The organism is Escherichia sp. S10b (assembly GCF_028421345.1).
Lineage (GTDB): Bacteria > Pseudomonadota > Gammaproteobacteria > Enterobacterales > Enterobacteriaceae > ECMA0423.
This window is the reverse complement of the sequence record NZ_JAHZSO010000165.1, coordinates 178,726-203,191: the sequence shown is the minus strand read 5'-3', so window position 1 is coordinate 203,191 and position 24,466 is coordinate 178,726. Positions and strand designations below refer to the sequence as shown.

23 protein-coding genes, 2 pseudogenes and 1 other annotated feature are annotated in these 24,466 nt (G+C 52.6%); of the genes and pseudogenes, 7 read left to right on the top strand and 18 right to left on the bottom strand.

All coding sequences use genetic code 11. The features are described 5' to 3' along the window. Nucleotides 1-135: 135 nt before the first annotated feature. The 7 genes from FTE26_RS15095 to yjjY all read right to left on the bottom strand — a co-directional run bounded on the left by FTE26_RS15095 (nucleotide 136) and on the right by yjjY (nucleotide 6,915). Entirely contained in the window at nucleotides 136-432 is a 297-nt protein-coding gene (locus FTE26_RS15095) for a DUF2502 domain-containing protein (protein WP_000738721.1), read from the bottom strand. Nucleotides 433-645: 213 nt separating this feature from the next. Beyond that, a complete protein-coding gene (gene thrC, locus FTE26_RS15090; protein ID WP_000781063.1) occupies nucleotides 646-1,932 on the bottom strand; it encodes a threonine synthase in 1,287 nt (428 codons plus the stop codon). Next, the gene (gene thrB, locus FTE26_RS15085) at nucleotides 1,933-2,865 is read right to left on the bottom strand and encodes a homoserine kinase (RefSeq protein ID WP_000241660.1); all 933 of its coding nucleotides are present in this window, start codon (nucleotides 2,863-2,865) and stop codon (nucleotides 1,933-1,935) included. A gap of 1 nt (nucleotide 2,866) precedes the next feature. Then, nucleotides 2,867-5,329 carry a bifunctional aspartate kinase/homoserine dehydrogenase I gene (gene thrA / locus FTE26_RS15080; protein ID WP_001264697.1) on the bottom strand — a complete coding sequence of 821 codons (2,463 nt, stop codon included), beginning with the start codon at nucleotides 5,327-5,329 and terminating at the stop codon, nucleotides 2,867-2,869. A 25-nt stretch (nucleotides 5,330-5,354) separates the two neighbouring features. Next, nucleotides 5,355-5,474 (bottom strand) — a sequence feature (Thr leader region). Then, nucleotides 5,410-5,475, bottom strand: coding sequence for a thr operon leader peptide (thrL, locus tag FTE26_RS15075; RefSeq protein ID WP_001386572.1), 66 nt, complete (start codon nucleotides 5,473-5,475; stop codon nucleotides 5,410-5,412). (Overlaps the previous feature by 65 nt.) A 213-nt stretch (nucleotides 5,476-5,688) precedes the next feature. Continuing rightward, entirely contained in the window at nucleotides 5,689-6,375 is a 687-nt protein-coding gene (locus tag FTE26_RS15070; protein ID WP_001223164.1) for a tRNA/rRNA methyltransferase, read from the bottom strand. Nucleotides 6,376-6,774: 399 nt separating this feature from the next. After that, nucleotides 6,775-6,915: a protein YjjY gene (yjjY, locus tag FTE26_RS15065; RefSeq protein ID WP_001303782.1), complete on the bottom strand. Its 141-nt coding sequence runs from the start codon at nucleotides 6,913-6,915 to the stop codon at nucleotides 6,775-6,777. Nucleotides 6,916-7,010: 95 nt separating this feature from the next. Here yjjY and arcA point away from each other — a divergent pair, with 95 nt between their 5' ends. Continuing rightward, nucleotides 7,011-7,727, top strand: a complete 717-nt coding sequence (gene arcA, locus FTE26_RS15060) for a two-component system response regulator ArcA (RefSeq protein WP_001194358.1) — start codon at nucleotides 7,011-7,013, stop codon at nucleotides 7,725-7,727. A gap of 59 nt (nucleotides 7,728-7,786) precedes the next feature. Here the strand turns inward: arcA and creD are convergent, their stop codons facing one another. The 4 genes from creD to creA are packed head-to-tail and all read right to left on the bottom strand — an operon-like array spanning nucleotide 7,787 to nucleotide 11,796. Then, entirely contained in the window at nucleotides 7,787-9,139 is a 1,353-nt protein-coding gene (gene creD / locus FTE26_RS15055; protein ID WP_000920371.1) for a cell envelope integrity protein CreD, read from the bottom strand. 57 nt (nucleotides 9,140-9,196) lie between these two features. Further along, nucleotides 9,197-10,621: a two-component system sensor histidine kinase CreC gene (creC, locus tag FTE26_RS15050; protein WP_001219602.1), complete on the bottom strand. Its 1,425-nt coding sequence runs from the start codon at nucleotides 10,619-10,621 to the stop codon at nucleotides 9,197-9,199. Beyond that, a complete protein-coding gene (gene creB / locus FTE26_RS15045; RefSeq protein WP_001188659.1) occupies nucleotides 10,621-11,310 on the bottom strand; it encodes a two-component system response regulator CreB in 690 nt (229 codons plus the stop codon). Before creB ends, creC begins: the two co-directional genes overlap by 1 nt. Nucleotides 11,311-11,322: 12 nt before the next feature. After that, nucleotides 11,323-11,796: a protein CreA gene (gene creA, locus FTE26_RS15040; RefSeq protein ID WP_000875487.1), complete on the bottom strand. Its 474-nt coding sequence runs from the start codon at nucleotides 11,794-11,796 to the stop codon at nucleotides 11,323-11,325. Nucleotides 11,797-12,006: 210 nt separating this feature from the next. Here creA and robA point away from each other — a divergent pair, with 210 nt between their 5' ends. Beyond that, nucleotides 12,007-12,876, top strand: a complete 870-nt coding sequence (robA, locus tag FTE26_RS15035) for an MDR efflux pump AcrAB transcriptional activator RobA (RefSeq protein ID WP_000371666.1) — start codon at nucleotides 12,007-12,009, stop codon at nucleotides 12,874-12,876. Here the strand turns inward: robA and gpmB are convergent. Beyond that, a complete protein-coding gene (gene gpmB, locus FTE26_RS15030; protein WP_000942344.1) occupies nucleotides 12,873-13,520 on the bottom strand; it encodes a 2,3-diphosphoglycerate-dependent phosphoglycerate mutase GpmB in 648 nt (215 codons plus the stop codon). The two genes, robA and gpmB, sit on opposite strands and share 4 nt — an antisense overlap. 51 nt (nucleotides 13,521-13,571) lie before the next feature. Between gpmB and yjjX the strand changes: the two genes are divergently transcribed. Beyond that, a complete protein-coding gene (gene yjjX / locus FTE26_RS15025; RefSeq protein WP_001297279.1) occupies nucleotides 13,572-14,093 on the top strand; it encodes an inosine/xanthosine triphosphatase in 522 nt (173 codons plus the stop codon). Nucleotides 14,094-14,177: 84 nt separating this feature from the next. Here the strand turns inward: yjjX and trpR are convergent, their stop codons facing one another. Further along, nucleotides 14,178-14,504: a trp operon repressor gene (gene trpR, locus FTE26_RS15020; protein WP_000068679.1), complete on the bottom strand. Its 327-nt coding sequence runs from the start codon at nucleotides 14,502-14,504 to the stop codon at nucleotides 14,178-14,180. 89 nt (nucleotides 14,505-14,593) lie between these two features. Further along, on the bottom strand, nucleotides 14,594-16,531 hold the full coding sequence (sltY, locus tag FTE26_RS15015; protein WP_000409438.1) for a murein transglycosylase: 1,938 nt from the start codon (nucleotides 16,529-16,531) through the stop codon (nucleotides 14,594-14,596). A gap of 210 nt (nucleotides 16,532-16,741) precedes the next feature. Here sltY and ettA point away from each other — a divergent pair, with 210 nt between their 5' ends. Then, nucleotides 16,742-18,409 carry an energy-dependent translational throttle protein EttA gene (ettA, locus tag FTE26_RS15010; protein ID WP_000046749.1) on the top strand — a complete coding sequence of 556 codons (1,668 nt, stop codon included), beginning with the start codon at nucleotides 16,742-16,744 and terminating at the stop codon, nucleotides 18,407-18,409. Nucleotides 18,410-18,569: 160 nt separating this feature from the next. Here the strand turns inward: ettA and FTE26_RS20330 are convergent. The 4 genes and pseudogenes from FTE26_RS20330 to serB all read right to left on the bottom strand — a co-directional run. Next, a pseudogene (locus FTE26_RS20330) lies at nucleotides 18,570-18,665 on the bottom strand (NadS family protein); the annotation flags it as partial. Between the two features lie 50 nt (nucleotides 18,666-18,715). After that, a complete protein-coding gene (nadR, locus tag FTE26_RS15005; protein ID WP_000093810.1) occupies nucleotides 18,716-19,948 on the bottom strand; it encodes a multifunctional transcriptional regulator/nicotinamide-nucleotide adenylyltransferase/ribosylnicotinamide kinase NadR in 1,233 nt (410 codons plus the stop codon). A 20-nt stretch (nucleotides 19,949-19,968) separates the two neighbouring features. Next, nucleotides 19,969-21,351 (bottom strand): DNA repair protein RadA, encoded by a 1,383-nt coding sequence (gene radA / locus FTE26_RS15000; RefSeq protein WP_001029698.1) that lies wholly within the window; start codon nucleotides 21,349-21,351, stop codon nucleotides 19,969-19,971. Between the two features lie 48 nt (nucleotides 21,352-21,399). Next, nucleotides 21,400-22,368 (bottom strand): phosphoserine phosphatase, encoded by a 969-nt coding sequence (gene serB / locus FTE26_RS14995; RefSeq protein ID WP_001132955.1) that lies wholly within the window; start codon nucleotides 22,366-22,368, stop codon nucleotides 21,400-21,402. Nucleotides 22,369-22,473: 105 nt separating this feature from the next. Here serB and FTE26_RS14990 point away from each other — a divergent pair, with 105 nt between their 5' ends. The 3 genes and pseudogenes from FTE26_RS14990 to FTE26_RS14980 all read left to right on the top strand — a co-directional run bounded on the left by FTE26_RS14990 (nucleotide 22,474) and on the right by FTE26_RS14980 (nucleotide 24,457). Continuing rightward, a complete protein-coding gene (locus tag FTE26_RS14990) occupies nucleotides 22,474-23,118 on the top strand; it encodes a YtjB family periplasmic protein (protein ID WP_000124615.1) in 645 nt (214 codons plus the stop codon). A gap of 27 nt (nucleotides 23,119-23,145) precedes the next feature. Continuing rightward, entirely contained in the window at nucleotides 23,146-24,162 is a 1,017-nt protein-coding gene (gene lplA / locus FTE26_RS14985) for a lipoate--protein ligase LplA (RefSeq protein ID WP_000105865.1), read from the top strand. 31 nt (nucleotides 24,163-24,193) lie between these two features. Continuing rightward, nucleotides 24,194-24,457: pseudogene (locus tag FTE26_RS14980) on the top strand (helix-turn-helix domain-containing protein). Nucleotides 24,458-24,466 lie beyond the last annotated feature (9 nt).

The following is a 24,466-nucleotide window of genomic DNA, read 5'->3' as shown; positions in this document are numbered from 1 at the left end:
CGATACGGCATGCGGACTGCAGGCAGAGAAAACTGGCCGATTTTCTCTGCACTGGAGGGATAATACAAGGCCTGATAAGACGCGCCAGCGTCGCATCAGGCGCTGAATGCCGGATTGTTACCCGGCATTTGTCATTTAGCGGTGATGTTTGCCTGGACCATGACCGCCGTGATGATCATGATGAGCTTTCTTATGGTGACGCGGCGGTGGCGGCGGTCCGTGTGGGTGCCAGCGATTGCCTCGCCATTCATAATGTTGTTTCCACCAGCCGTGGTCGCGCCAGTGACCGCCATCCCAGTAATAACCGCGATTATCACGATCGCCTATCTGTAATTTTACTGACGGGACTAACGTAATTTCCGCAGCCTGCGCTGCCATGGGAGCGACCAGAACCAGGGAAAGTGCGAGTACGATAGATTGCATCTTTTTCACAGGTTACTCCTTTTATCATTGCCCGTTATGGGTCGATATCCGGAGATTACGCGATGAGAACGACGGTTGTTATTCTCCGCAATCCTAATCTCTAAGTTACCGCATTTATTGAGAATTTCTCCTTTTTCCCTGTCGTTTTTCTCCATAATTTCTTCATAAAAAAGCCGGGCTGCATAAAAGCAAACCCGGCCTGATTGAGATAATGAATAGATTTTACTGATGATTCATCATCAATTTACGCAACGCAGCAAAATCGGCGGGCAGATTATGTGAAAGCAAGGGTAAATCAGCACGTTCTGCCAGCTCTTTTGGCAGATCCAACGTTTCACCGAGAATCGCTTCCACGCTCTCTTTAAATTTCGCCGGATGCGCGGTGCCGAGGAACAAGCCATATTCGCCTGGATTCAACTGGTCACGCAGCGCACGATACGCTACGGCAGCGTGCGGCTCCGAGGTGTAGCCCAGTTCTTTTAACTCACGCATTGTCTGTTGCGTGGTTTCATCATCCACGGCTGCATAACCCAGCTCTTTCAGTTGCCAGATTTTGCGGCGGAACAACTCTTCCACACGCGGCCAGTTGTTCGGCTGACTCACGTCCATCGCGTTGGATAACGTCGCCTGAGTCGCTTTGGGTGACCACTGACCGTCGTGCAGGAAACGTGGCACGGTATCGTTCACGTTGGTCGCAGCAATAAAACGTTTCACCGGCAGACCGAGTGACTTCGCCAGCAGACCCGCCGTCAAATCGCCGAAGTTTCCGCTTGGCACCGAGACAACCAGCTGGTTGCGCGCTTCCTGCGGCAGCTGCGCAACAGCTTCAAAGTAGTAGCAAATCTGCGCCAGCAAACGGCTGATGTTAATCGAGTTAGCTGAGTTTAACCCCAGCGCCACTTTCAGTTCTTCATCATCAAACGCCTGCTTCACCAGCGCCTGACAGGCATCGAAATCGCCGTCGATGGCAACAGTTTCGATATTGCCGCCCAACGTACAGAACAGTTTTTCTTGCAGTGGACTGATTTTGCCTCGTGGATAGAGGATAACCACTTTCACATTCGGTAAACCGTAGAAAGCATGAGCCACTGCCGCTCCGGTATCACCGGAGGTCGCGGTCAGAATGGTCACTGGCTTATCGCCCGCAATATGGGTCAGCATTTGTGCCATAAAGCGACCGCCGAAATCTTTAAATGCCAGCGTTGGCCCGTGGAACAATTCCAGACAACCGACATCGCTTTCAACATTGGCGACCGGAGCCGGGAAGGCAAACGCCGCGCGCACGCGCTCTTCCAGGATTTCCTGCGGGATTTCATCACCAATAAACGCCGAGAGGATCTTCGCACTGCGGGTGACAAAATCCAGCTTCAGCATCTCATCAATTTCAGTCAGGCTGAATTCCGGCAGGTCATGCGGAAAAAACAGCCCCTGATTTTTGCCCAACCCCTGGGTTACGGCTTGCGCAAAGCTGACCTGCTCGTTGTGATCTTTCAGATTGTAGAGTTTCATTTAGTTTTCCAGTACTCGTGCGCCCGCCGTATCCAGCCGGCAAATATGAACAAAACCTTCCTGATTTTGCAGGTAGTTCTTACCCAACCAGTCGGCAACGCGCTGGGCGGTATCCGGCTTGTCACATAGAGCGAACAAGGTCGGGCCGGAGCCGGAGATACCGCTCGCTACCGCGCCGATTTCCGCGACCGCCTGCCGCGCCTGCCGGAAGCCAGGCAGTAACCGTTCACGGTAGGGTTCAGCGATAACATCTTTCATCAGCTTCGCGGCAAGCTCAGGCTGACGGGAATAGCAGGCGTGAATGAAGCCAGCCAGATGTCGCCCGTGCGCAATGCAATCCTGGCGGCGATACTGCGCCGGTAAAATAGCCCTGGCTTCTGCCGTCGAGACTTTAATCCCCGGATACGCCAGCACCCACAGCCACTCATCAAACCCTGGCACTTGCTGGCTGATGATGTCGTTTTCTTCGATCATCAACTGCATACCACCAAGAAAACACGGTGCCACGTTGTCGTAATGAATGCTGCCGGAGATTCGTCCTTCCAGCTCGCCCATCAAAGCCAGCAAACGAGTGTCATTAAGCGGCTTGCCACAGTGTTCATTCATCGCCATCAGCGCCGCGACCACCGAACAGGCGCTGGAGCCTAAGCCCGAACCGATTGGCATATTCTTTTCCAGAGTCATCGCCACTGGAATTTGCTTGCCAAGCTCCTGGCAAAAACGCTCCCAGCACTGATAAACGATATTTTCCCGTGGTTCTGACGGCAGCTTATCGGCAAAGCGTCCGAGGTTGTTGAGACTGAATGTCTCTGCCGCCTCAACCGTGACTACATCTCCGAGCAATGCACCATCAACAGGTGTCACCGCCGCCCCGAGCACATCAAACCCGACGCTCATATTGGCACTGGAAGCCGGGGCATAAACTTTAACCATGTCAGACTCCTAACTTCCATGAGAGGGTACGTAGCAGATCGGCAAAGACACCGGCAGCTGTAACGTCATTGCCCGCACCATATCCGCGCAGCACCAACGGCAGCGGCTGATAATAGTGGCTATAAAAGGCCAGGGCGTTTTCGCCATTTTTCACTTTGAACAGCGGATCATTACCATCCACTTCGGCAATCTTCACGCGGCAGGCACCATCTTCATCAATATTGCCAACATAGCGCAAAACTTTTCCTTCATCACGGGCCTTCGCCACGCGCGCGGCAAAGAGATCGTCGAGCTGTGACAGATTCGCCATAAAAGCGGCAACATCACCCTCAGCGTTAAACTCTGCGGGCAGCACAGGTTCAATTTCAATATCCGCCAGCTCCAGTTCACGTCCCGTTTCACGAGCGAGAATCAATAGCTTACGCGCTACATCCATACCAGAAAGATCATCTCGCGGATCCGGTTCGGTATAACCCATTTCCCGCGCCAGAGTAGTCGCCTCGGAGAAACTCATGCCTTCGTCTAACTTGCCGAAGATATAAGAAAGCGAACCTGAAAGAATGCCGGAGAACTTCATCAATTCATCACCAGCATTGAGCAGATTTTGCAGGTTCTCAATAACCGGTAATCCAGCCCCAACGTTGGTGTCATAGAGGAATTTACGCCGCGATTTTTCCGCCGCATGACGCAACAGATGGTAGTAATCCATCGACGAGGTGTTGGCCTTTTTGTTCGGCGTGACAACGTGGAAACCTTCGCGCAAGAAGTCGGCATATTGATCCGCCACTGCCTGGCTGGAGGTGCAGTCAACAATGACCGGGTTCAGCAGATGATATTCTTTCACGAGGCGAATTAAGCGCCCGAGATTAAACGGCTCTTTGGCTTGCGCCAGTTCTTCCTGCCAGTTTTCCAGATTTAGGCCATGCACATTGGTGAGCAGTGCCTTCGAGTTGGCAACACCGCAGACACGTAAGTCGATATGTTTATTCTTCAGCCAGCTTTGTTGACGCTTCAGTTGCTCCAGCAGCGCACCGCCAACGCCACCGACGCCAATCACAAACACTTCGATAACCTGATCGGTATTGAACAGCATCTGATGAGTAACGCGCACGCCAGTGGTCGCATCATCGTTATTTACCACGACAGAGATTGAGCGTTCAGAAGATCCCTGAGCAATGGCGACAATGTTGATATTGGCGCGGGCCAGCGCGGCAAAGAATTTCGCCGAGATCCCACGCAAGGTGCGCATACCATCACCTACCACCGAGATAATGGCCAGCCGTTCCGTCACCGCCAGCGGCTCCAGTAAGCCTTCTTTCAGTTCCAGGTAGAACTCTTCCTGCATTGCCCGTTCAGCCCGCACACAGTCGCTTTGCGGAACGCAGAAACTGATACTGTATTCGGAAGATGATTGCGTAATCAGCACCACGGAAATACGGGCGCGTGACATCGCGGCAAAGACGCGCGCCGCCATGCCGACCATTCCTTTCATCCCCGGGCCGGAAACGCTGAACATTGCCATGTTATTCAGATTGGAAATGCCCTTGACCGGTAATTCGTCTTCATCACGACTGGCACCAATGAGCGTACCTGGTGCTTGAGGATTTCCGGTATTTTTAATCAGGCAAGGGATCTGGAACTGGGCGATGGGGGTAATGGTGCGGGGGTGAAGAACTTTAGCGCCGAAGTAGGAAAGCTCCATCGCTTCCTGGTAGGACATCGACTTCAACAACCTCGCATCGGGCACCTGACGCGGGTCGCAGGTATAGACCCCGTCAACGTCCGTCCAAATCTCGCAACAATCGGCGCGTAAACAGGCAGCCAGCACCGCCGCGGAGTAGTCGGAACCGTTACGTCCAAGTACCACCAGTTCGCCTTTTTCATTACCGGCGGTGAAGCCTGCCATCAGCACCATGTGATCAGCCGGAATACGACTTGCCGCAATACGGCGGGTGGACTCAGCAATATCGACGGTAGATTCGAGGTAATGCCCCACTGCCAGCAGTTTTTCGACCGGATCGATAACGGTAACGTTGTGACCACGCGCTTCTAACACGCCGGCCATAATGGCGATCGACATTTTCTCGCCACGGCAAATCAGCGCAGCGTTGATGCTATCCGGGCACTGCCCCAACAAACTAATGCCATGCAGGACATGTTTTATTTGGGCAAATTCCTGATCGACGAAAGTTTTCAATTGCGCCAGCGGGAACCCCGGCTGGGCGGCGGCGAGTCCCGTCAAAAGTTCGGCAAAAATACGTTCGGCATCGCTGATATTGGGTAAAGCATCCTGGCCGCTAATGGTTTTTTCAATCATCGCCACCAGGTGGTTGGTGATTTTGGCGGGGGCAGAGAGGACGGTGGCCACCTGCCCCTGCCTGGCATTGCTTTCCAGAATATCGGCAACACGCAGAAAACGTTCTGCATTTGCCACTGATGTACCGCCGAACTTCAACACTCGCATGGTTGTTACCTCGTTACCTTTGGTCGAAAAAAAAGCCCGCACTGTCAGGTGCGGGCTTTTTTCTGTGTTTCCTGTACGCGTCAGCCCGCACCGTTACCTGTGGTAATGGTGATGGTGGTGGTAATGGTGGTGCTAATGCGTTTCATGGATGTTGTGTACTCTGTAATTTTTATCTGTCTGTGCGCTATGCCTATATTGGTTAAAGTATTTAGTGACCTAAGTCAATAAAATTTTAATTTACTCACGGCAGGTAACCAGTTCAGAAGCTGCTATCAGACACTCTTTTTTTAATCCACACAGAGACATATTGCCCGTTGCAGTCAGAATGAAAAGCTGAAAAATACTTACTAAGGCGTTTTTTATTTGGTGATATTTTTTTCAATATCATGCAGCAAACGGTGCAACATTGCCGTGTCTCGTTGCTCTAAAAGCCCCAGGCGTTGTTGTAACCAGTCGACCAGTTTTATGTCATCTGCCACTGCCAGAGTCGTCAGCAATGCCATGACTCGTTCGCGTAAAGCTTGCAGTTGATGTTGGTCTGCCGTTGTGTCACTTTTCGCCGGTTGTTGTATTAATGTTGCTAATTGATAGCAATAGACCATCACCGCCTGCCCCAGATTGAGCGAAGGATAATCCGCCACCATCGGCACACCAGTTAGAACGTCAGCCAACGCTAACTCTTCGTTAGTCAGCCCGGAATCTTCGCGACCAAACACCAGCGCGGCATGGCTCATCCATGAAGATTTTTCCTCTAACAGCGGCACCAGTTCTACTGGCGTGGCGTAGTAATGATATTTCGCCCGACTGCGCGCAGTGGTGGCGACAGTGAAATCGACATCGTGTAACGATTCAGCCAGCGTCGGGAAAACTTTAATATTATCAATAATATCACCAGATCCATGTGCGACCCAGCGGGTGGCTGGCTCCAGGTGCGCTTGACTATCGACAATCCGCAGTTCGCTAAAACCCATCGTTTTCATTGCCCGCGCCGCTGCCCCAATATTTTCTGCTCTGGCGGGTGCGACCAGAATAATCGTTATACGCATATTGCCACTCTTCTTGACCAAATAACCGCGAACAGGGTGATCACTGTCAACTTATTACGCGGTGCGAATTTACAAATTCTTAACGTAAGTCGCAGAAAAAGCCCTTTACTTAGCTTAAAAAAGGCTAAACTATTTCCTGACTGTACTAACGGTTGAATTGTTAAAAAATGCTACATATCCTTCTGTTTACTTAGGATAATTTTATAAAAAATAAATCTCGACAATTGGATTCACCACGTTTATTAGTTGTATGATGCAACTAGTTGGATTATTAAAATAATGTGACGAAAGCTAGCATTTAGATACGATGATTTCATCAAACTGTTAACGTGCTACAATTGAACTTGATATATGTCAACGAAGCGTAGTTTTATTGGGTGTCCGGCCCCTCTTAGCCTGTTATGTTGCTGTTAAAATGGTTAGGATGACAGCCGTTTTTGACACTGTCGGGTCCTGAGGGAAAGTACCCACGACCAAGCTAATGATGTTGTTGACGTTGATGGAAAGTGCATCAAGAACGCAATTACGTACTTTAGTCATGTTACGCCGATCATGTTAATTTGCAGCATGCATCAGGCAGGTCAGGGACTTTTGTACTTCCTGTTTCGATTTAGTTGGCAATTTAGGTAGCAAACATGCAGACCCCGCACATTCTTATCGTTGAAGACGAGTTGGTAACACGCAACACGTTGAAAAGTATTTTCGAAGCGGAAGGCTATGATGTTTTCGAAGCGACAGATGGCGCGGAAATGCATCAGATCCTCTCTGAATATGACATCAACCTGGTGATCATGGATATCAATCTGCCGGGTAAGAACGGTCTTCTGTTAGCGCGTGAACTGCGCGAGCAGGCGAATGTTGCGTTGATGTTCCTGACTGGCCGTGACAACGAAGTCGATAAAATTCTCGGCCTCGAAATCGGTGCAGATGACTACATCACCAAACCGTTCAACCCGCGTGAACTGACGATTCGTGCACGCAACCTGCTGTCCCGTACCATGAATCTGGGTACTGTCAGCGAAGAACGTCGTAGCGTTGAAAGCTACAAGTTCAATGGTTGGGAACTGGACATCAACAGCCGTTCGTTGATCGGCCCTGATGGCGAGCAGTACAAGCTGCCGCGCAGCGAGTTCCGCGCCATGCTTCACTTCTGTGAAAACCCAGGCAAAATTCAGTCTCGTGCTGAACTGCTGAAGAAAATGACCGGCCGTGAGCTGAAACCACACGACCGTACTGTAGACGTGACGATCCGCCGTATTCGTAAACATTTCGAATCTACGCCGGATACGCCGGAAATCATCGCCACCATCCACGGTGAAGGTTATCGCTTCTGTGGTGATCTGGAAGATTAATCGGCTTTACCACCGTCAAAAAAAACGGCGCTTTTTAGCGCCGTTTTTATTTTTCAACCTTATTTCCAGATACGTAATTGATCGTCCATTGTAACTTCTTTACTGGCTTTCATTTTCGGCAGTGAAAACGCATACCAGTCGATATTACGAGTCACAAACATCATGCCGGCCAGCGCCACCACCAGCACACTGGTTCCCAACAACAGCGCGCTATCGGCAGAGTTGAGCAGTCCCCACATCACACCATCCAGCAACAACAGCGCGAGGGTAAACAACATGCTGTTGCGCCAGCCTTTCAATACCGCCTGCAAATAAATACCGTTCATTAACGCCCCAATCAGACTGGCGATTATCCATGCCACGGTAAAACCGATATGTTCAGAAAGCGCCAGCAAGAGCAAATAAAACATCACCAATGAAAGCCCCACCAGCAAATATTGCATTGGGTGTAAACGTTGCGCGGTGAGCGTTTCAAAAACAAAGAACGCCATAAAAGTCAGTGCAATCAGCAGAATGGCGTACTTAGTCGCCCGGTCCGTTATTTGGTATTGATCGGCTGGCGTCGTCACTGCGACGCTAAACGCGGGGAAGTTTTCCCAGCCGGTATCATTGCCTGAAGCAAAACGCTCACCGAGATTATTAGCAAACCAGCTGCTTTGCCATTGCGCCTGAAAACCTGACTCGCTAACTTCCCGTTTGGCTGGCAAAAAATCACCTAAAAAACTGGGATGCGGCCAGTTGCTGGTTAAGGTCATTTCGCTATTACGCCCGGCAGGCACCACAGAAAGATCGCCGGTACCGCTTAAATTCAGGGCCATATTCAGCTTCAGGTTCTGCTTCCGCCAGTCCCCTTCGGGTAAAGGGATATGCACGCCCTGCCCGCCTTGCTCTAACCCGGTGCCGGGTTCAATGGTCAGCGCCGTTCCGTTAACTTCAGGCGCTTTCACCACACCAATACCACGCGCATCCCCGACGCTAATCACAATAAATGGCTTGCCAAAGGTGATATTTGGCGCGTCGAGTTCGCTAAGACGCGAAACATCGAAATCGGCTTTTAGCGTTAAATCACTGTGCCAGACCTGACCGGTATAAATCCCTATCTTGCGTTCTTCCACGTTCTGATTGCCATCAACCATCAATGACTCAGGTAACCAAAAATGGATAAAACTTCGTTTCCGCTCCACGGTTTTATCCTCTTCCTGTACCGTATAAAGCTCGGTCACAGGAATAGCGATAAGCGGCCCAACGAGTTTTTGCGGCCCGCTGGTACTTTGGCGAATCGCATCTTCCACATCGCTACGGTAATCGGCACGTTCGACAATCACTTGCCGAATCAGCATTATCGGAATCAACAACAGCAATACTGCAACAAACAGGGTGGTCATTTTCCAGAACAGGGGGGATTTCAACATAGTCTTCTCCTTTGCAATGGCAGCAGGATACGAAGGCTATGTGGGAAGAATTTGAAGCTATGTGAAGTGACGGTGAAGTCGTAGCGAGGCCAGCACGCCACCTTCCTGCACGTTGCGCAGCGTGACTTCGCCGTTAAACAAACGGGCGACCTCACTGACGAACGCCAACCCCAGACCGCTGCTTTTTTGCCCATTTGCACGCGGCAAAGAGTAAAAGCGTTCAAAAATACGTGACAGCGCGTAGTCAGGAATACCACTACCGGTATCCAGCACCTTAAGCGTGACGTGTTCCTGATCCACTTCGGCGCTTAGCGTTATACGACCGCTCTCGGGGGTAAAATCGATGGCGTTATCCAGTAAATTCCCCAGCGCCTGATCCAGTAACGCCGGTTCAGCAGCAACATTAACCTCGGTGGGCGTAACATGTAGAGTGATGTTTTTTTCTGCCAACTGCACGGTGCGCGCTTCGCTGACGCGGCGGAATAATGCCGCCACATCAACAGCAGTCAAAACGACTTCCTGACGATTCTCCAGTCTTGCCTGGTGTAGTAACGTTTCCACCAGTGCCTGCATTCGCGCATTTTGCGTCAGAATGTTGTCAGTAAAACGAGCCACTACTTCAGGCGGCGGACCTTCGCGTAAAATTTCCGCCGCGCCACGAATCGCCGCCAGTGGGCTTTTTAGCTCATGGGTTAACGCATAAACATACTGCTCAATATAGTTTTTCCCTTCCAGCTTCACGCGCATACTTTCCAGCGCCTGCGCGAGTTTACGCAGCTCGCTACTACCGAGATCGGGAAGAGGAACGGGCTTATTGTCAGTGACGGAATCAGCATAGCGAGTGAGCCGGGCAATGGAGCGGTTGATCCACCAAACCATGCCTGCGCCAATCACCAGTGCGATCCCCAACAAAATGGCGCTGGCCCATAAAATTCGCCGCTCGCTGCGTTTAATGACCGGAGCCATCGCCGCGTTCGGTTTGCCTACGCTCAAAACGCCAATAAGCCGCGAGCCGTCCATAATCGGCGCGGCAACATACATCACCGAACTTTCGGGATCGGCAGGATTTTGCAACGTGCTGCGCGCACCATACTGACCACGCAACGTTAGCCAGACGTCATTCCAGCGCGAATAATCCTGCCCAACGGCTTTATTTGCCGAATCGAACAATACTTTACCCTGCGAATCGGTCATATAGACATGATATTCATTGCGCACTTTGTTAATGCCACCGATATTGGCGCGAAACGGGCGATGTTGTAGCTGATTAAACGCCTGCGCCAGTTGCCCATGCGTTGGGTCCCCAGAGAGCAAATCGGGACGCGCCAGCTCCGCCAGCAACGTTGCGGTATCGATTAACGTCCCCTCCGTTGCTCTTCGCACGCCCGGTTTAACTTCTTTGACAAAAATAGCCAGTACGAACCAGGCCGCCACCGCCACCAGTAAAAAATAGCCCAGCAGCAACCGCATGCCGATACGCATTACAGGCCCCTCAGGCTATATCCCATGCCGCGATGAGTATTAATCGGTGAAAGATCGGGGTTGATGGCGCGCAGCTTGGCACGCAACGTTTTAATGTGGGTATCAACGGTGCGATCGTAGGTGTCCTGCGCATCTTCCCACACGCTATCCATCAGTTGCTGGCGGGACCAGACGCGGCCTGGCGACTTGAGTAACGTCTTCAGCAATAAAAACTCATACCGCGTCAGCGTTAATGGCGTGTCAAACCAGCTGATCTGCGCCGCGGGTTCATTCAATTCAAAATGACCAATACGGATGACGGGAGACGGCGACGAGAACTTCTTCACCCGACGCAGTAAGGTGCGCACCCTGGCGCACACTTCGCGGGGTGAAAACGGTTTAGCCACATAGTCGTCAGCGCCAATTTCCAGCCCAAGCAGGCGATCGACCTCTTCACTTCGGGCCGTCAGGAACAGTACAGGTAACGCCGGATGGAGCGCCAGTAACTGGCGGCACAATTCAAAGCCGCTGATATCAGGCAAACCAACGTCGAGAATCATGACGTCGGGAACCAGCTGGCGAGCTTTATCCAGCACCGGCAAGCCTCGCTCAAAGACCTCGACGGCAAAACCTTCCTGCTGCAACATGTAGACCAGCGTGTCGGCTATCCCTTGCTCATCTTCCACTAACCAGACCGTTTCCCGTTGCATAAATCGCCTCTGTTATTGCCGCCACGGCATGACAGGAACCGCGCTAATCGCGTTTTTCGGCGAACCTTCTACAACTTTGTCGGAGTAAGCCAGATAAGCGAGCGCGTTGCGTTTGGCGTCATAAAAGCGCACGACCTGTAACGACTTAAAGACCAGGGACGTGCGTTTTTTGAATACTACCTCGCCCTGAGCTTTGCCGTTTTTAATACGATCCGACAGTTCAATCGGCCCGACTTGCTGACAAGAAATAGCCGCATCGGAGGTATCTTCCGCCAGACCCAATCCCCCTTTAATACCACCTGTTTTCGCCCGGCTCACATAACAGGTGACATTTTTCACATCGGGATCGTCAAAGGCTTCCACAACAATTTTGTGATCCGGGCCGATCATTTTAAATACGGTGTCGACCGAACCAATCTCTTCTGCATGAGCCAATGGCCCCAGCATTATCAGGCTTAAAGACAGGATCAAATGCTTGTATTTCATATTGTTACCATTTTTATCTATTACACGAGCAATTAGTTCGTCACGGTAAATAACATATTGATTAAGAACAAAATCTCAATACTTTTATTTCCGTCAAGCCCTAAAACATACTCTACTAAGAAAAAAACACTGAATGCTAAAACAGCAAAAAATGCTATTATCCAATTACCTGATGTCAGGTGCTCGTTGTTGAAAGGATGAGGATATTTTATGGATCAGGCCGGCATTATTCGCGACCTTTTAATCTGGCTGGAAGGTCATCTGGATCAGCCCCTGTCGCTCGACAATGTAGCGGCGAAAGCAGGTTATTCCAAGTGGCACTTACAGAGAATGTTTAAAGATGTCACTGGCCATGCTATTGGCGCGTATATTCGTGCTCGTCGTTTGTCGAAATCGGCGGTCGCACTACGCCTGACTGCGCGTCCGATTCTGGACATCGCGCTGCAATACCGCTTCGACTCTCAACAGACATTTACCCGCGCATTCAAGAAGCAGTTTGCCCAGACTCCTGCACTTTACCGCCGTTCTCCTGAATGGAGCGCCTTTGGTATTCGCCCGCCGCTACGTCTGGGTGAATTCACAATGCCAGAGCACAAATTTGTCACCCTGGAAGATACGCCGCTGATTGGTGTTACCCAGAGCTACTCCTGTTCGCTGGAGCAAATCTCTGATTTCCGCCATGAAATGCGTTATCAGTTCTGGCACGATTTTCTCGGCAACGCGCCGACCATTCCGCCAGTGCTCTACGGCCTGAATGAAACGCGTCCGAGTCAGGATAAAGACGACGAACAAGAGGTATTCTATACCACTGCGTTAGCCCAGGATCAGGCAGATGGCTATGTACTGACGGGGCATCCGGTGATGCTGCAGGGCGGCGAATATGTGATGTTTACCTATGAAGGTCTGGGAACCGGCGTGCAGGAGTTTATCCTGACAGTATACGGAACGTGCATGCCAATGCTCAATCTGACGCGCCGTAAAGGTCAGGATATTGAGCGATACTACCCGGCAGAAGATGCCAAAGCGGGAGATCGCCCAATTAATCTGCGCTGTGAACTGCTGATTCCGATCCGTCGTTAACGCTGCAACTCATCTAATGCAGGGGCGTCCAGATGCGAGATGTCCCCTGCGGTTTCAACAACCCAGCCAGACGCCAGCCACAGGCTTTCCTGATAATCCACGCGCGAAATAGAACAGTTACGCAGACGTAAGCGGCGCTCTGCCCATGCTGGTAATCCGAGAATCGTACTCACCAGACATCCCAGTGCAATACCATGGCTCACCAGCAGCGGTCGGCTTCCCTGCGGTAAGTCCCGGCAAGATTCCAGTGCCGCATTGACGCGATCGCTGAGCTCCTGCATTGACTCGCCTTCAGGAATACGCCCGTCAACGGTGCCATTGACCAGCTGCCGACGCCAGTTCTCTTCTTCTTCGGTCAGAGAATCGATATGTCTTTTTTCCAGCACACCCATGTTTAATTCACGCAGGCGAGAATCAAAGATGATGTCACAGCCGCAGGCCTGGGCGATGATTTCCGCCGTACGCCGGGTGCGTCCTAAATCGCTACTGATAATATGCGTAATGCCAAGCTCTTTGGCACGGGTTGCCACCTGCATCGCCTGTTGCTCACCTTTGGCGGTCAGCGGGCTGTCAGACTGGCCCTGAATACGTCGCTCGGCGTTCCACTGCGTTTCACCGTGGCGGACTAGGTATACCTGTAACATGCTTTTTTTCCGTATACTGCTGTAACGTTAATTTTCTGAGTAATGCTGATTATGCACCAAGTTGTCTGTGCGACCACCAATCCCGCTAAAATTCAGGCCATTCTGCAGGCATTTCACGAGATCTTCGGCGAAGGATCCTGCCATATTGCATCCGTTGCCGTCGAGAGCGGTGTACCGGAACAGCCCTTTGGCAGTGAGGAAACGCGCGCTGGCGCACGAAATCGGGTAGCAAATGCCCGCCGTTTACTTCCAGAGGCTGATTTTTGGGTGGCGATTGAAGCTGGCATCGATGGTGACAGCACTTTCAGTTGGGTGGTGATTGAAAACACCAGCCAGCGCGGCGAGGCGCGTTCGGCTACTTTGCCGTTACCTGCGGTGATTCTGCAGAAAGTGCGTGAAGGTGAGGCGCTTGGTCCCGTGATGTCGCGTTATACCGGTATTGATGAGATTGGTCGTAAGGAAGGGGCGATCGGCGTGTTTACCGCCGGGAAACTCACTCGCGCCAGCGTCTATCACCAGGCGGTGATCCTGGCGCTGAGTCCGTTTCACAATGCCGTGTATCAGGCATTGTAGGACGGATAAGGCGTTCACGCCGCATCCGGCATTCGGTGCACGATGCCTGATGCGACGCTGCCGCGTCTTATCAGGCCTACAAAATCAATCGCTTTTCAGCAACACCTCTTCCAGCCACTGGCGCAGCTCCACGGGCGCGGCTTTCAGGCTGTTAGATCCACGCGTAATCGTCGCGATGCCCGCGCCGAGTTCATTTTTTAACTCACGCTGGCTCATTTCGCCGCGCAACAGCTCTTCGACAATACGCACGCGAGTCCCCAACGCTTCGCGCTCATCTGGCGTCAGCATCAGATTTAACAACGGTAAATGGAGATCGTTTTGGTAGGCATTCTTAAGCAGGTCGACAAAACGTAACCACTCCTGGTGACGCTGTTCTGCCATCGCTGCTGAATAGGGTGATTGTTGGGCCATAATATGTCGCCATTGTTAGCGGGGGAAGCAAAATGCCTCCCCCGGTTGTACTCGCTAAAGAGTACGATAGCATATCATAAACGTGCGGATCAGTAACGACGTCCCCATTCCGTGGCGCTCATCAACGTCGGTTTATCCCCCATGAAATAGCGGTAGTAAGCGTCATAAGCCAGCACGTTCTTCACATAACCGCGCGTCTCGGAGAACGGAATACTCTCGACAAATGCCACAGCGTCGATACGCCCGGCGCTGTTGCCAAGCCAGGTTCGCACCCGTCCAGGTCCGGCGTTATAAGCTGCTGAGGAGAAAATACGGTTATTGCCAAACTGCTGATAAACATATTGCAGGTAACTGGTGCCAATGTTGATATTCGTTTCCGGATCCAGCAATTGCCCAGGGCTGCTATAACCAGGAATAGAGAACATCTTCACCGTATGGGTCGCTGTACCAGGCATAATCTGCATCAGGCCGCTGGCCCCTACCGGTGATTTCACTTTCGGATTCCAGGCGCTCTCCTGACGGGCAATCGCCATCGCATAGCTTTGCGGGATCTCCTTACCGCTGGTGTAGCGTTTGAAAAGATCGTTGTAAGCCAGCGGGAATCGCTCTTCCAGATGATCCCATAGCTTCCCGGCGATCGTTGCCTGAACGCTAAGATCCCACCATTGGTTGTTGAAAGCATACCGCGCCAGTTGAGCCTGCTCTGTTTTTGACTTGCTCTTCACCAGATTGGCCCACTCGCTACGCGCGGTGTTATCGAGATTCCAGTACATCAACTCGCGCACGCGCGCCATCTCCGGCCCCTGAGTCAGGGCGCTGTCAACATTCTGCGGCGCTTTATCAATCTTCAGCTCATACTCTTCTCCGATGCGTTGTGCTGCAACCATCGGGTAGAAACCACGCTGTTGCATGAGTTGATGCAAAATCTCTTTCGCTTCAGCTTCACGTCCGCGTTCCAGCAATAAATCCGCCTGCCAGTAACGCCATTCATCTTTCTCTTTTGCTTCCATCGGCAGACGCGCCAGCCAGGTATTCAGGCCGCGACGATCGCCGGTGCCAAGTGCCATTCGCACACGGCGTTCAATCAACGACGTGGATTGCGAGCGCATAATGGCGTCATCGCGCCATTTCGCCTGCTCGTCGGTGACATCGTTGCCCATCAAACGCCAGGCGACGATATCGCGCAGCTCCTGAATCTGATCTTCATTAAGCTGCTGCGCCTGGGCAAGCGACGGGATCATCAGCCGTGCATTTTCAGCATCCTGCCGCGCCACACTGGCAAACGCCACCGCTGCCATTTGACGGGTAAAATCGGTCGCTCCGGTTGTACGCGCGAAGGTCAGTACCGTATTAGGGTTGTTCGCCAGTGAAATGATTGCCGAGGCGATAGTCTGGTAATCGGCAGGCATCTGCCCTGCCAGCACTGTTACCAGGCCAGTGTTACCCGCTTTCATCGCCAGACGGATACGCTCTAAATACGCCAGCGGATCTTGTTTACCTGACGCACGCCAGACGCTAAATAACTTGTCACAGGCGTTAGGCTGGCTCTTGCCGGTTAGCCACAGCTCTTTCGCCCCTTGCCAGGCGTCTTCACTCTGCCCGGTGTTCCATTTCGCATAGTAGTAATTACATTGCGCTTCGGTAGTTCCGGGCTTTTCCGGGCTAAAGGCTAACAAGCCACGCCAGTCTTCACGCCGCGCCAGTTCATTGACGAAACGAGATTGCAGCGTGCGAGCGGGAGGAAGCGTGGGGTTAGCGCGAACAAAGTTAGTGACCGTCACCGCCGGTTGATTCATCAGATCATCGGTGATCTGGCGGTATTCCAGGTAGGGATAAAGCGGATAATCCTTCAGTCCAGGCATCATTTGTTCGACCACATCCATTTGTCGATTATCCCAGGCCTGCTTGATTTGCGCGTAACGGCTACGCTGCTCATCCAGTGAGTCGGCTCGCGCCACGCTGCTGACCGTCAGCAGACAGACACCGGCAGCCAACAGCCGCCAGGTAACTTGTTTGGCTTTTTCCACAAGCGCATCCTCTAAGTGTAAATACATCAATGCAGCGTCATGCCGCGTAATAGATTTATGCTAACCAGTCATTGCCGTTTACGCCACGTTACGGACACTTTTTTACTTTTACTGCGAAGGTGATCGACCAACTGGGATTAGGCGGGGAAAAAGGCTACACTTCGCCTTTGAAAACTCATCATCACGATAAACATAGAGGCGAAGTCCAACGTGGCTCAATTCGTTTATACCATGCATCGTGTCGGCAAAGTTGTTCCGCCGAAACGTCATATTTTGAAAAACATCTCTCTGAGTTTCTTCCCTGGGGCAAAAATTGGTGTCCTGGGTCTGAACGGCGCGGGTAAGTCTACCCTGCTGCGCATTATGGCGGGCATTGATAAAGACATCGAAGGTGAAGCGCGTCCGCAGCCAGACATCAAGATTGGTTACCTGCCGCAGGAACCGCAGCTGAACCCGGAACACACCGTGCGTGAGTCCATTGAAGAAGCGGTTTCTGAAGTGGTTAACGCCCTGAAACGCCTGGATGAAGTGTATGCGCTGTACGCCGATCCGGATGCCGATTTTGACAAGCTGGCCGCTGAACAAGGCCGTCTGGAAGAGATCATTCAGGCTCACGACGGTCATAACCTGAACGTACAGCTGGAGCGTGCGGCGGATGCGCTGCGTCTGCCAGATTGGGACGCGAAAATCGCTAACCTCTCCGGTGGTGAGCGTCGTCGCGTAGCGTTGTGCCGCCTGCTGCTGGAAAAACCAGACATGCTGCTGCTCGACGAACCGACCAACCACCTGGATGCCGAATCCGTGGCCTGGCTGGAACGCTTCCTGCACGACTTCGAGGGCACCGTGGTGGCGATTACCCACGACCGTTACTTCCTCGATAACGTTGCAGGCTGGATCCTCGAACTTGACCGCGGTGAAGGTATTCCGTGGGAAGGCAACTACTCCTCCTGGCTGGAGCAGAAAGATCAGCGCCTGGCGCAGGAAGCTTCACAAGAAGCGGCGCGTCGTAAGTCGATCGAGAAAGAGCTGGAGTGGGTACGTCAGGGAACTAAAGGCCGCCAGTCGAAAGGTAAAGCACGTCTGGCACGCTTTGAAGAGCTGAACAGCACCGAATATCAGAAACGTAACGAAACCAACGAACTGTTTATTCCACCTGGACCGCGTCTGGGCGATAAAGTGCTGGAAGTCAGCAACCTGCGTAAATCCTACGGTGATCGCCTGCTGATTGATGACCTGAGCTTCTCGATCCCGAAAGGGGCAATCGTCGGGATCATCGGTCCGAACGGCGCGGGTAAATCGACCCTGTTCCGTATGATCTCTGGTCAGGAACAGCCGGACAGCGGCACCATCACTTTAGGTGAAACGGTGAAACTGGCATCGGTTGATCAGTTCCGTGACTCAATGGATAACAGCAAAACCGTTTGGGAAGAAGTTTCCGGCGGGCTGGATATTATGAAGATCGGCAACACCGAGATGCCAAGCCGCGCCTACGTTGGCCGCTTTAACTTTAAAGGGGTTGATCAGGGTAAACGCGTTGGTGAACTTTCCGGTGGTGAGCGCGGTCGTCTGCATCTGGCGAAGCTGCTGCAGGTTGGCGGCAACATGCTGCTGCTCGACGAACCAACCAACGACCTGGATATCGAAACCCTGCGCGCGCTGGAAAACGCCCTGCTGGAGTTCCCGGGCTGCGCGATGGTTATCTCGCACGACCGTTGGTTCCTCGACCGTATCGCCACGCACATTCTGGATTACCAGGATGAAGGTAAAGTTGAGTTCTTCGAAGGTAACTTTACCGAGTACGAAGAGTACAAGAAACGCACGCTGGGCGCAGACGCACTGGAGCCGAAGCGTATCAAGTACAAGCGTATTGCGAAGTAATGCGTAAAATGCCGGATGCGGCGTGAACGCCTTATCCGGCCTACAAACCAAGAAATTTCAATACGTTGTGAATCTCCAGGCCTGATAAGACGCGGTAAGCGTCGCATCAGGCATTGAGCACCGAATGCCGGATACGGCGTGAACGCCTTTTCCGGCCTACAACAGCCTTAGTATCCGCAAATTCGTAGCGGGTCACCCGTGCTGATTCTTTTAAACCTTGTTTAATCTCGACAGCCTCTTCCAGAGAGGTTTTCAACTCATCAAAAAACTTATTTTATACCTCGCCTTTGAGCCGTTTCATCGCGGTTATCTCTGCTCCCCCATCATCTCCCGCACCAGCTCCACGCAGCGCAGGAAACGGCTGTCATAATCGTCCTCTTCAACCCGCACGAATTCGATATTGTTCTCTTCCAGCATCTCCACCAGCAAGTTCTGGAACTCTTTGCGATCCACCGAACTGCCGAGGCTGCGTAAACCATCCGCCACCCACGGCGTGTTGTTCTCCAGCAGGATCACCAGATCGAAACGGTATTCATCAATCAACGCCTGTACGAACGGATGCTCACGCCCTTCGTACTTTTTGCAGAACGCCTGGGTAGTGACAAAATCAGTGTCAATAAACGCCACTTTATTGGCATATTTCACTGCAAAATCAATGTATTGTGCGTGGCCCAGCGCGATTTTATCGTAATCGGAATACTGCAATGCGATCTCATCACCGCCGAGGTGTGAAAAGACATAATCGCGACCATATTCCCACGCACTGGTGGTATTGAAGATATTGGCAAGTTTGTTTACCAAAGTGGATTTACCGCTCGACTCGCCACCAAGGATCGCCACGGTACGTACAAAGAACGGCTTCACTTCCGTAGGAATATATTCCCAGTAGCGGAACGGGTTTTCGCGGATCTGCGCACCGCTGATACTCATAAAGGTACGTTTCGGATCGACCAGCACCGTATCGATCCCCAGATGTTCCATATACTGTGGCGCATCGGCTTCTTCCGAGGTGTAGATCAGGTCCGGCTGAATCCCCTTTTCAGCCATAAACTTTTTGATGCCGTTGCTCCACACATCCCAGCCGTGCGGATACGGCTCCATGCCCTCTTCGTTGAAAGCATGAATGCGAATATTTTTCTGATATTTAAAAGTTTGTAATAACCAGCGCAGACGATCCGGCACCGTGGGCTGCTGCGACATGGCGCTGTCTTCAAACAACGCGCGGTCGCGGGTATCGTCAAAACCCATAATGATATGCAGCTCGTCAACCTGGCTACAGGCGCGCTGGATAAGGTAGATATGTCCGGTATGCAGCGGGTAGAACTTACCGAATACGACACCAATGGTTTTCTTCTGTCGGGGAAATTCAAGCCCCAAAAAACGGTGCAACGCCTCCAGCTTTTGCGCGCTGGGGCTTTTAATTTTGGCATTCAGTAACTGGCTTAAATACCCTTTGGTCATACCGCTGGCATCAGCTACCTGCTGTAGCGTGCAGCCCTGTTGCTTGATGGCAGTTTTCAGGTAATCAAATGACGACATATCTCCCTCCGTATCTCTCATTATAAGTCGTCGAACACGCTAAGCGCGTCGGAGAGTTTTTTAACGCCAAAAATCTGCATCCCTTCCGGCGCTTTTTTCGGTACGTTAGCCGCCGGAACAATCGCCCGGCGAAAACCGTGTTTCGCCGCTTCTGAAATTCGTTCCTGACCGCTGGGCACCGGGCGGATCTCCCCTGCCAGCCCGACTTCACCAAACACCACCAGATCCTGTGGCAGCGGTCTGTCACGCAGGCTGGAAACCATCGCCAGCAGTAACGCTAAATCGGCACTGGTTTCGGTTACCTTCACGCCGCCGACCACGTTCACAAATACATCCTGATCGGCCATTTGCAGACCACCGTGACGGTGCAAGACAGCCAGCAGGATTGCCAGACGGTTTTGTTCCAGCCCCACTGCCACGCGGCGCGGATTCGCCATCATCGAGTGATCGACCAGCGCCTGAATCTCCACCAGCAACGGACGCGTTCCTTCCCACACCACCATCACGGAGCTGCCGGAGGTCACTTCATCTCCGCGACTTAAGAAAATTGCCGAAGGGTTGCTGACTTCACGCAGCCCCTGTTCGGTCATCGCGAAGACGCCCAGCTCATTCACCGCGCCGAAGCGGTTTTTATGGCTGCGCAAGGTGCGAAAACGGGAGTCGGCATCACCATCCAGAAGCACCGAACAGTCGATACAGTGTTCCAGCACTTTAGGGCCAGCCAGCGAGCCATCTTTGGTTACGTGCCCAACCATGACAATCGCCACACCGCGCGTTTTGGCGAAGCGCGTCAGATAAGCCGCCGTTTCACGCACCTGCGCCACGCTACCAGGCGATGATTGTACATCCGCCATATGCATCACCTGGATCGAGTCAATTACCATCAGTTTCGGTTGCTCTTCTTCGGCAATCAGGCAGATCTGTTCGATGCTGGTTTCCGACAACATATTGAGATTGTCAGTCGGCAGGCCAAGGCGATGAGCGCGCATTGCCACCTGTTGCAGCGACTCTTCGCCAGTGACATACAGCGTTTTCATCTGCTGGGCCAGTTTGCACAGCGTTTGCAGTAGCAGCGTGGATTTCCCCGCACCTGGGTTACCGCCAATCAGAATGGCGCTTCCTGGCACCACGCCGCCGCCTAGTACGCGGTCGAACTCTTTAAATCCGGTGGAAAAACGCGGCAGCTCTTCAAGGCTGATATCGGAGAGTTTCTGGACTTTTGCCACCCCGGCGCTACCGGCATAGCCGCTGAGACGCTCGTTACGCGCCACCGTTGGCGACGCAGCAAGACGCACCTCGGTGATGGTGTTCCAGGCATGACAGGCACTGCACTGCCCCTGCCAGCGCGGATAATCGGCCCCGCATTCATTACAAACAAAGGCGCGTTTTGGAGCTTTTGCCACGGTGTACCTCGTTAATGCTGTGCCGCCCGCAGGATGGCGGGCGAGCAATTACTTCTGATTCAGGCTGCCAGAGAGGATGCAGAATACCCCCATCAGGTCAGCGTGACGGATGGTGACTTCCGCCTTTTCATTCACTTTTGGCTTGGCATGGTAGGCAATCCCCAGCCCTGCTGCTTTGATCATCGGCAGGTCATTAGCTCCATCGCCAATCGCCACGGTCTGCGCCAGCGGGATTTCATACTCCTGCGCGAGGCGAGTCAAAGTTTTCGCTTTGTACTGCGCGTCTACGATGTCGCCGATCACATTGCCGGTAAATTTACCGTCCATGATCTCCAGTTCATTGGCTACCACGGCGGTCAGGCGCAGCTTGTCGCGCAGATATTCAGCAAAGAAAGTAAAGCCGCCGGAGGCAATCGCCACTTTCCAGCCCAGCGTTTCCAGCTTGAGCACCAGTTGCGTTAAGCCTGGCATCAGCGGCAGATTTTCACGCACCTGTTGCAGAATATTGGCGTCAGCGCCTTTCAGCGTCGCCACACGGCTGCGCAGGCTGGCGGTAAAATCGAGTTCGCCGCGCATCGCCCGTTCGGTTACTTCCGCCACCATCTCGCCCGTTCCGGCCAGTTTGGCAATTTCATCAATACATTCAATCTGGATGGCGGTGGAATCCATGTCCATCACCAGCAAACCCGGCGTGCGCAGGTGCGGGATTTTCCCCAGCGGGGCGACATCCAGTTGCGCTTCATGGGCCAGGCGCGTAGCCCGTGCGGTGAGTGAACCTGCCAGACGAATCACCTGATAATCTTCCACGCACCAGGCGGCAACAATCACCATCGCCGCACCCAGTTTGCTCTGGTATTGGGTCAGACGCTGTTTATCCAGCCCACGACCATACAGCAGCCAGCCGCTACGACCTGCGTGGTAATCCAGTGGCATCACTTCATCACCACTTAATGAAAGAGGCAGACCAGGCCATAAAGAGACATCTTCAGGCAGGTCGCACCAGGTAATGTTAGGCATTAAGGCTCCTGTAAAATCGTTCGAAGCAGGGAAAATAACGCATGAGGCTACCTTGTATCCATTGCTTCTGGCAACATTAAGTCTCAAATTTTCAAAGGGTGGAAGATGGCTCGCACAAAACTGAAATTCCGGCTGCATCGGGCAGTGATTGTCCTGTTCTGTCTTGCCTTGTTAGTGGCGCTGATGCAGGGAGCGTCATGGTTTAGTCAAAACCACCAGCGACAACGTAATCCACAGCTGGAAGAACTGGCCCGCACCCTGGCGCGTCAGGTAACGCTGAACGTTGCACCGCTGATGCGTACCGACTCACCGGATGAAAAACGCATTCAGGCGATCCTCGATCAGTTAACGGATGAAAGCCGTATCCTCGACGCGGGTGTGTATGACGAACAAGGCGATCTTATCGCACGTTCTGGCGAAAGCGTCGAAGTGCGCGACCGGCTGGCGCTCGACGGTAAAAAAGCGGGCGGCTATTTTAACCAGCAGATTGTCGAACCAATTGCCGGGAAAAACGGACCGCTCGGCTATCTGCGCCTGACGCTCGACACCCATACGCTCGCCACCGAAGCCCAACAGGTGGATAACACCACTAACATTTTACGCCTGATGTTGCTGCTTTCACTGGCAATCGGCGTAGTGCTGACCCGCACGCTGCTACAGGGTAAACGTACCCGCTGGCAGCAATCGCCCTTCCTGTTAACCGCCAGCAAACCGGTGCCGGAAGAGGAAGAAAGCGAGAAAAAAGAGTGACCCATTACTACAAGAAAGGAAATCGTTATGTCCACATTACGCCTGCTCATCTCTGACTCTTACGACCCGTGGTTTAACCTGGCGGTGGAGGAGTGTATTTTTCGCCAGATGCCCGCCACGCAGCGCGTTCTGTTTCTCTGGCGCAATGCCGACACGGTAGTGATTGGTCGCGCGCAGAACCCGTGGAAAGAGTGTAATACCCGGCGGATGGAAGAAGATAACGTCCGCCTGGCACGGCGCAGTAGCGGTGGCGGCGCGGTGTTCCACGATCTCGGCAATACCTGCTTTACCTTTATGGCTGGCAAGCCGGAGTACGATAAAACCATCTCCACGTCGATTGTGCTCAATGCGCTGAACGCGCTTGGCGTCAGCGCCGAAGCGTCCGGGCGTAACGATCTGGTGGTGAAAACCGCCGAAGGTGACCGCAAAGTCTCAGGATCGGCCTATCGCGAAACCAAAGATCGTGGCTTCCACCACGGCACCTTGCTGCTCAATGCCGACCTTAGCCGCCTGGCAAACTATCTCAATCCGGATAAAAAGAAACTGGCGGCGAAAGGCATTACCTCAGTGCGTTCCCGCGTGACCAACCTCACCGAGCTGCTGCCGGGGATCACCCATGAGCAGGTTTGCGAGGCCATAACCAAGGCCTTTTTCGCCCATTATGGCGAGCGTGTAGAAGCGGAAATCATCTCCCCGGACAAAACGCCAGACTTGCCAAACTTCGCCGAAACCTTTGCCCGTCAGAGTAGCTGGGAATGGAACTTCGGTCAGGCTCCTGCATTCTCGCATCTGCTGGATGAACGCTTTAGCTGGGGCGGCGTGGAACTGCATTTCGACGTTGAAAAAGGCCATATCACCCGCGCCCAGGTGTTTACCGACAGCCTCAACCCCGCGCCGCTGGAAGCCCTCGCCGGGCGACTGCAAGGCGGCCTGTACCGCGCGGATATGCTGCAACAAGAGTGCGAAGCGCTGTTGGTTGACTTCCCGGACCAGGAAAAAGAGCTACGGGAGTTGTCGACGTGGATAGCGGGGGCGGTAAGGTAACTCGCTGATTAAAATACCAAAGGAAGGGAATATGATCGATCTGGAAAACCAGGAGCGGGAGATTATCAATATAATGTTAAGCCAGCGTATTTCCTGGCTAGCCGCCGTGCGTATCAGGCATAAATTATCGCTTGCTGAAGTAAGTAAAATGTTAGGTATCTCGATTAATTCTCTAAAATAGATCGAAAAGACGGAACGGTTTAGCTCAAACATCAAAAGCAAAATGGCAGAAATTTATGGTTGTCCACCAGAGTTGCTGATATGCCCTTCCTGGATGACGGCTGAACATAAATGAATAGATTCG

Excerpts from the sequence above, each read along its gene's own strand:
- lplA (WP_000105865.1), top strand. The coding sequence starts at position 23,146 with ATGTCCACATTACGCCTGCTCATCTCTGACTCTTACGACCCGTGGTTT.
- creB (WP_001188659.1), bottom strand. The coding sequence starts at position 11,310 with ATGCAACGGGAAACGGTCTGGTTAGTGGAAGATGAGCAAGGGATAGCC.
- nadR (WP_000093810.1), bottom strand. The coding sequence starts at position 19,948 with ATGTCGTCATTTGATTACCTGAAAACTGCCATCAAGCAACAGGGCTGC.
- gpmB (WP_000942344.1), bottom strand. The coding sequence starts at position 13,520 with ATGTTACAGGTATACCTAGTCCGCCACGGTGAAACGCAGTGGAACGCC.
- arcA (WP_001194358.1), top strand. The coding sequence starts at position 7,011 with ATGCAGACCCCGCACATTCTTATCGTTGAAGACGAGTTGGTAACACGC.
- robA (WP_000371666.1), top strand. The coding sequence starts at position 12,007 with ATGGATCAGGCCGGCATTATTCGCGACCTTTTAATCTGGCTGGAAGGT.
- trpR (WP_000068679.1), bottom strand. The coding sequence starts at position 14,504 with ATGGCCCAACAATCACCCTATTCAGCAGCGATGGCAGAACAGCGTCAC.
- FTE26_RS14990 (WP_000124615.1), top strand. The coding sequence starts at position 22,474 with ATGGCTCGCACAAAACTGAAATTCCGGCTGCATCGGGCAGTGATTGTC.
- creD (WP_000920371.1), bottom strand. The coding sequence starts at position 9,139 with ATGTTGAAATCCCCCCTGTTCTGGAAAATGACCACCCTGTTTGTTGCA.
- thrC (WP_000781063.1), bottom strand. The coding sequence starts at position 1,932 with ATGAAACTCTACAATCTGAAAGATCACAACGAGCAGGTCAGCTTTGCG.
- thrA (WP_001264697.1), bottom strand. The coding sequence starts at position 5,329 with ATGCGAGTGTTGAAGTTCGGCGGTACATCAGTGGCAAATGCAGAACGT.
- thrB (WP_000241660.1), bottom strand. The coding sequence starts at position 2,865 with ATGGTTAAAGTTTATGCCCCGGCTTCCAGTGCCAATATGAGCGTCGGG.
- creA (WP_000875487.1), bottom strand. The coding sequence starts at position 11,796 with ATGAAATACAAGCATTTGATCCTGTCTTTAAGCCTGATAATGCTGGGG.
- FTE26_RS15070 (WP_001223164.1), bottom strand. The coding sequence starts at position 6,375 with ATGCGTATAACGATTATTCTGGTCGCACCCGCCAGAGCAGAAAATATT.
- serB (WP_001132955.1), bottom strand. The coding sequence starts at position 22,368 with ATGCCTAACATTACCTGGTGCGACCTGCCTGAAGATGTCTCTTTATGG.
- creC (WP_001219602.1), bottom strand. The coding sequence starts at position 10,621 with ATGCGTATCGGCATGCGGTTGCTGCTGGGCTATTTTTTACTGGTGGCG.
- yjjX (WP_001297279.1), top strand. The coding sequence starts at position 13,572 with ATGCACCAAGTTGTCTGTGCGACCACCAATCCCGCTAAAATTCAGGCC.
- yjjY (WP_001303782.1), bottom strand. The coding sequence starts at position 6,915 with ATGACTAAAGTACGTAATTGCGTTCTTGATGCACTTTCCATCAACGTC.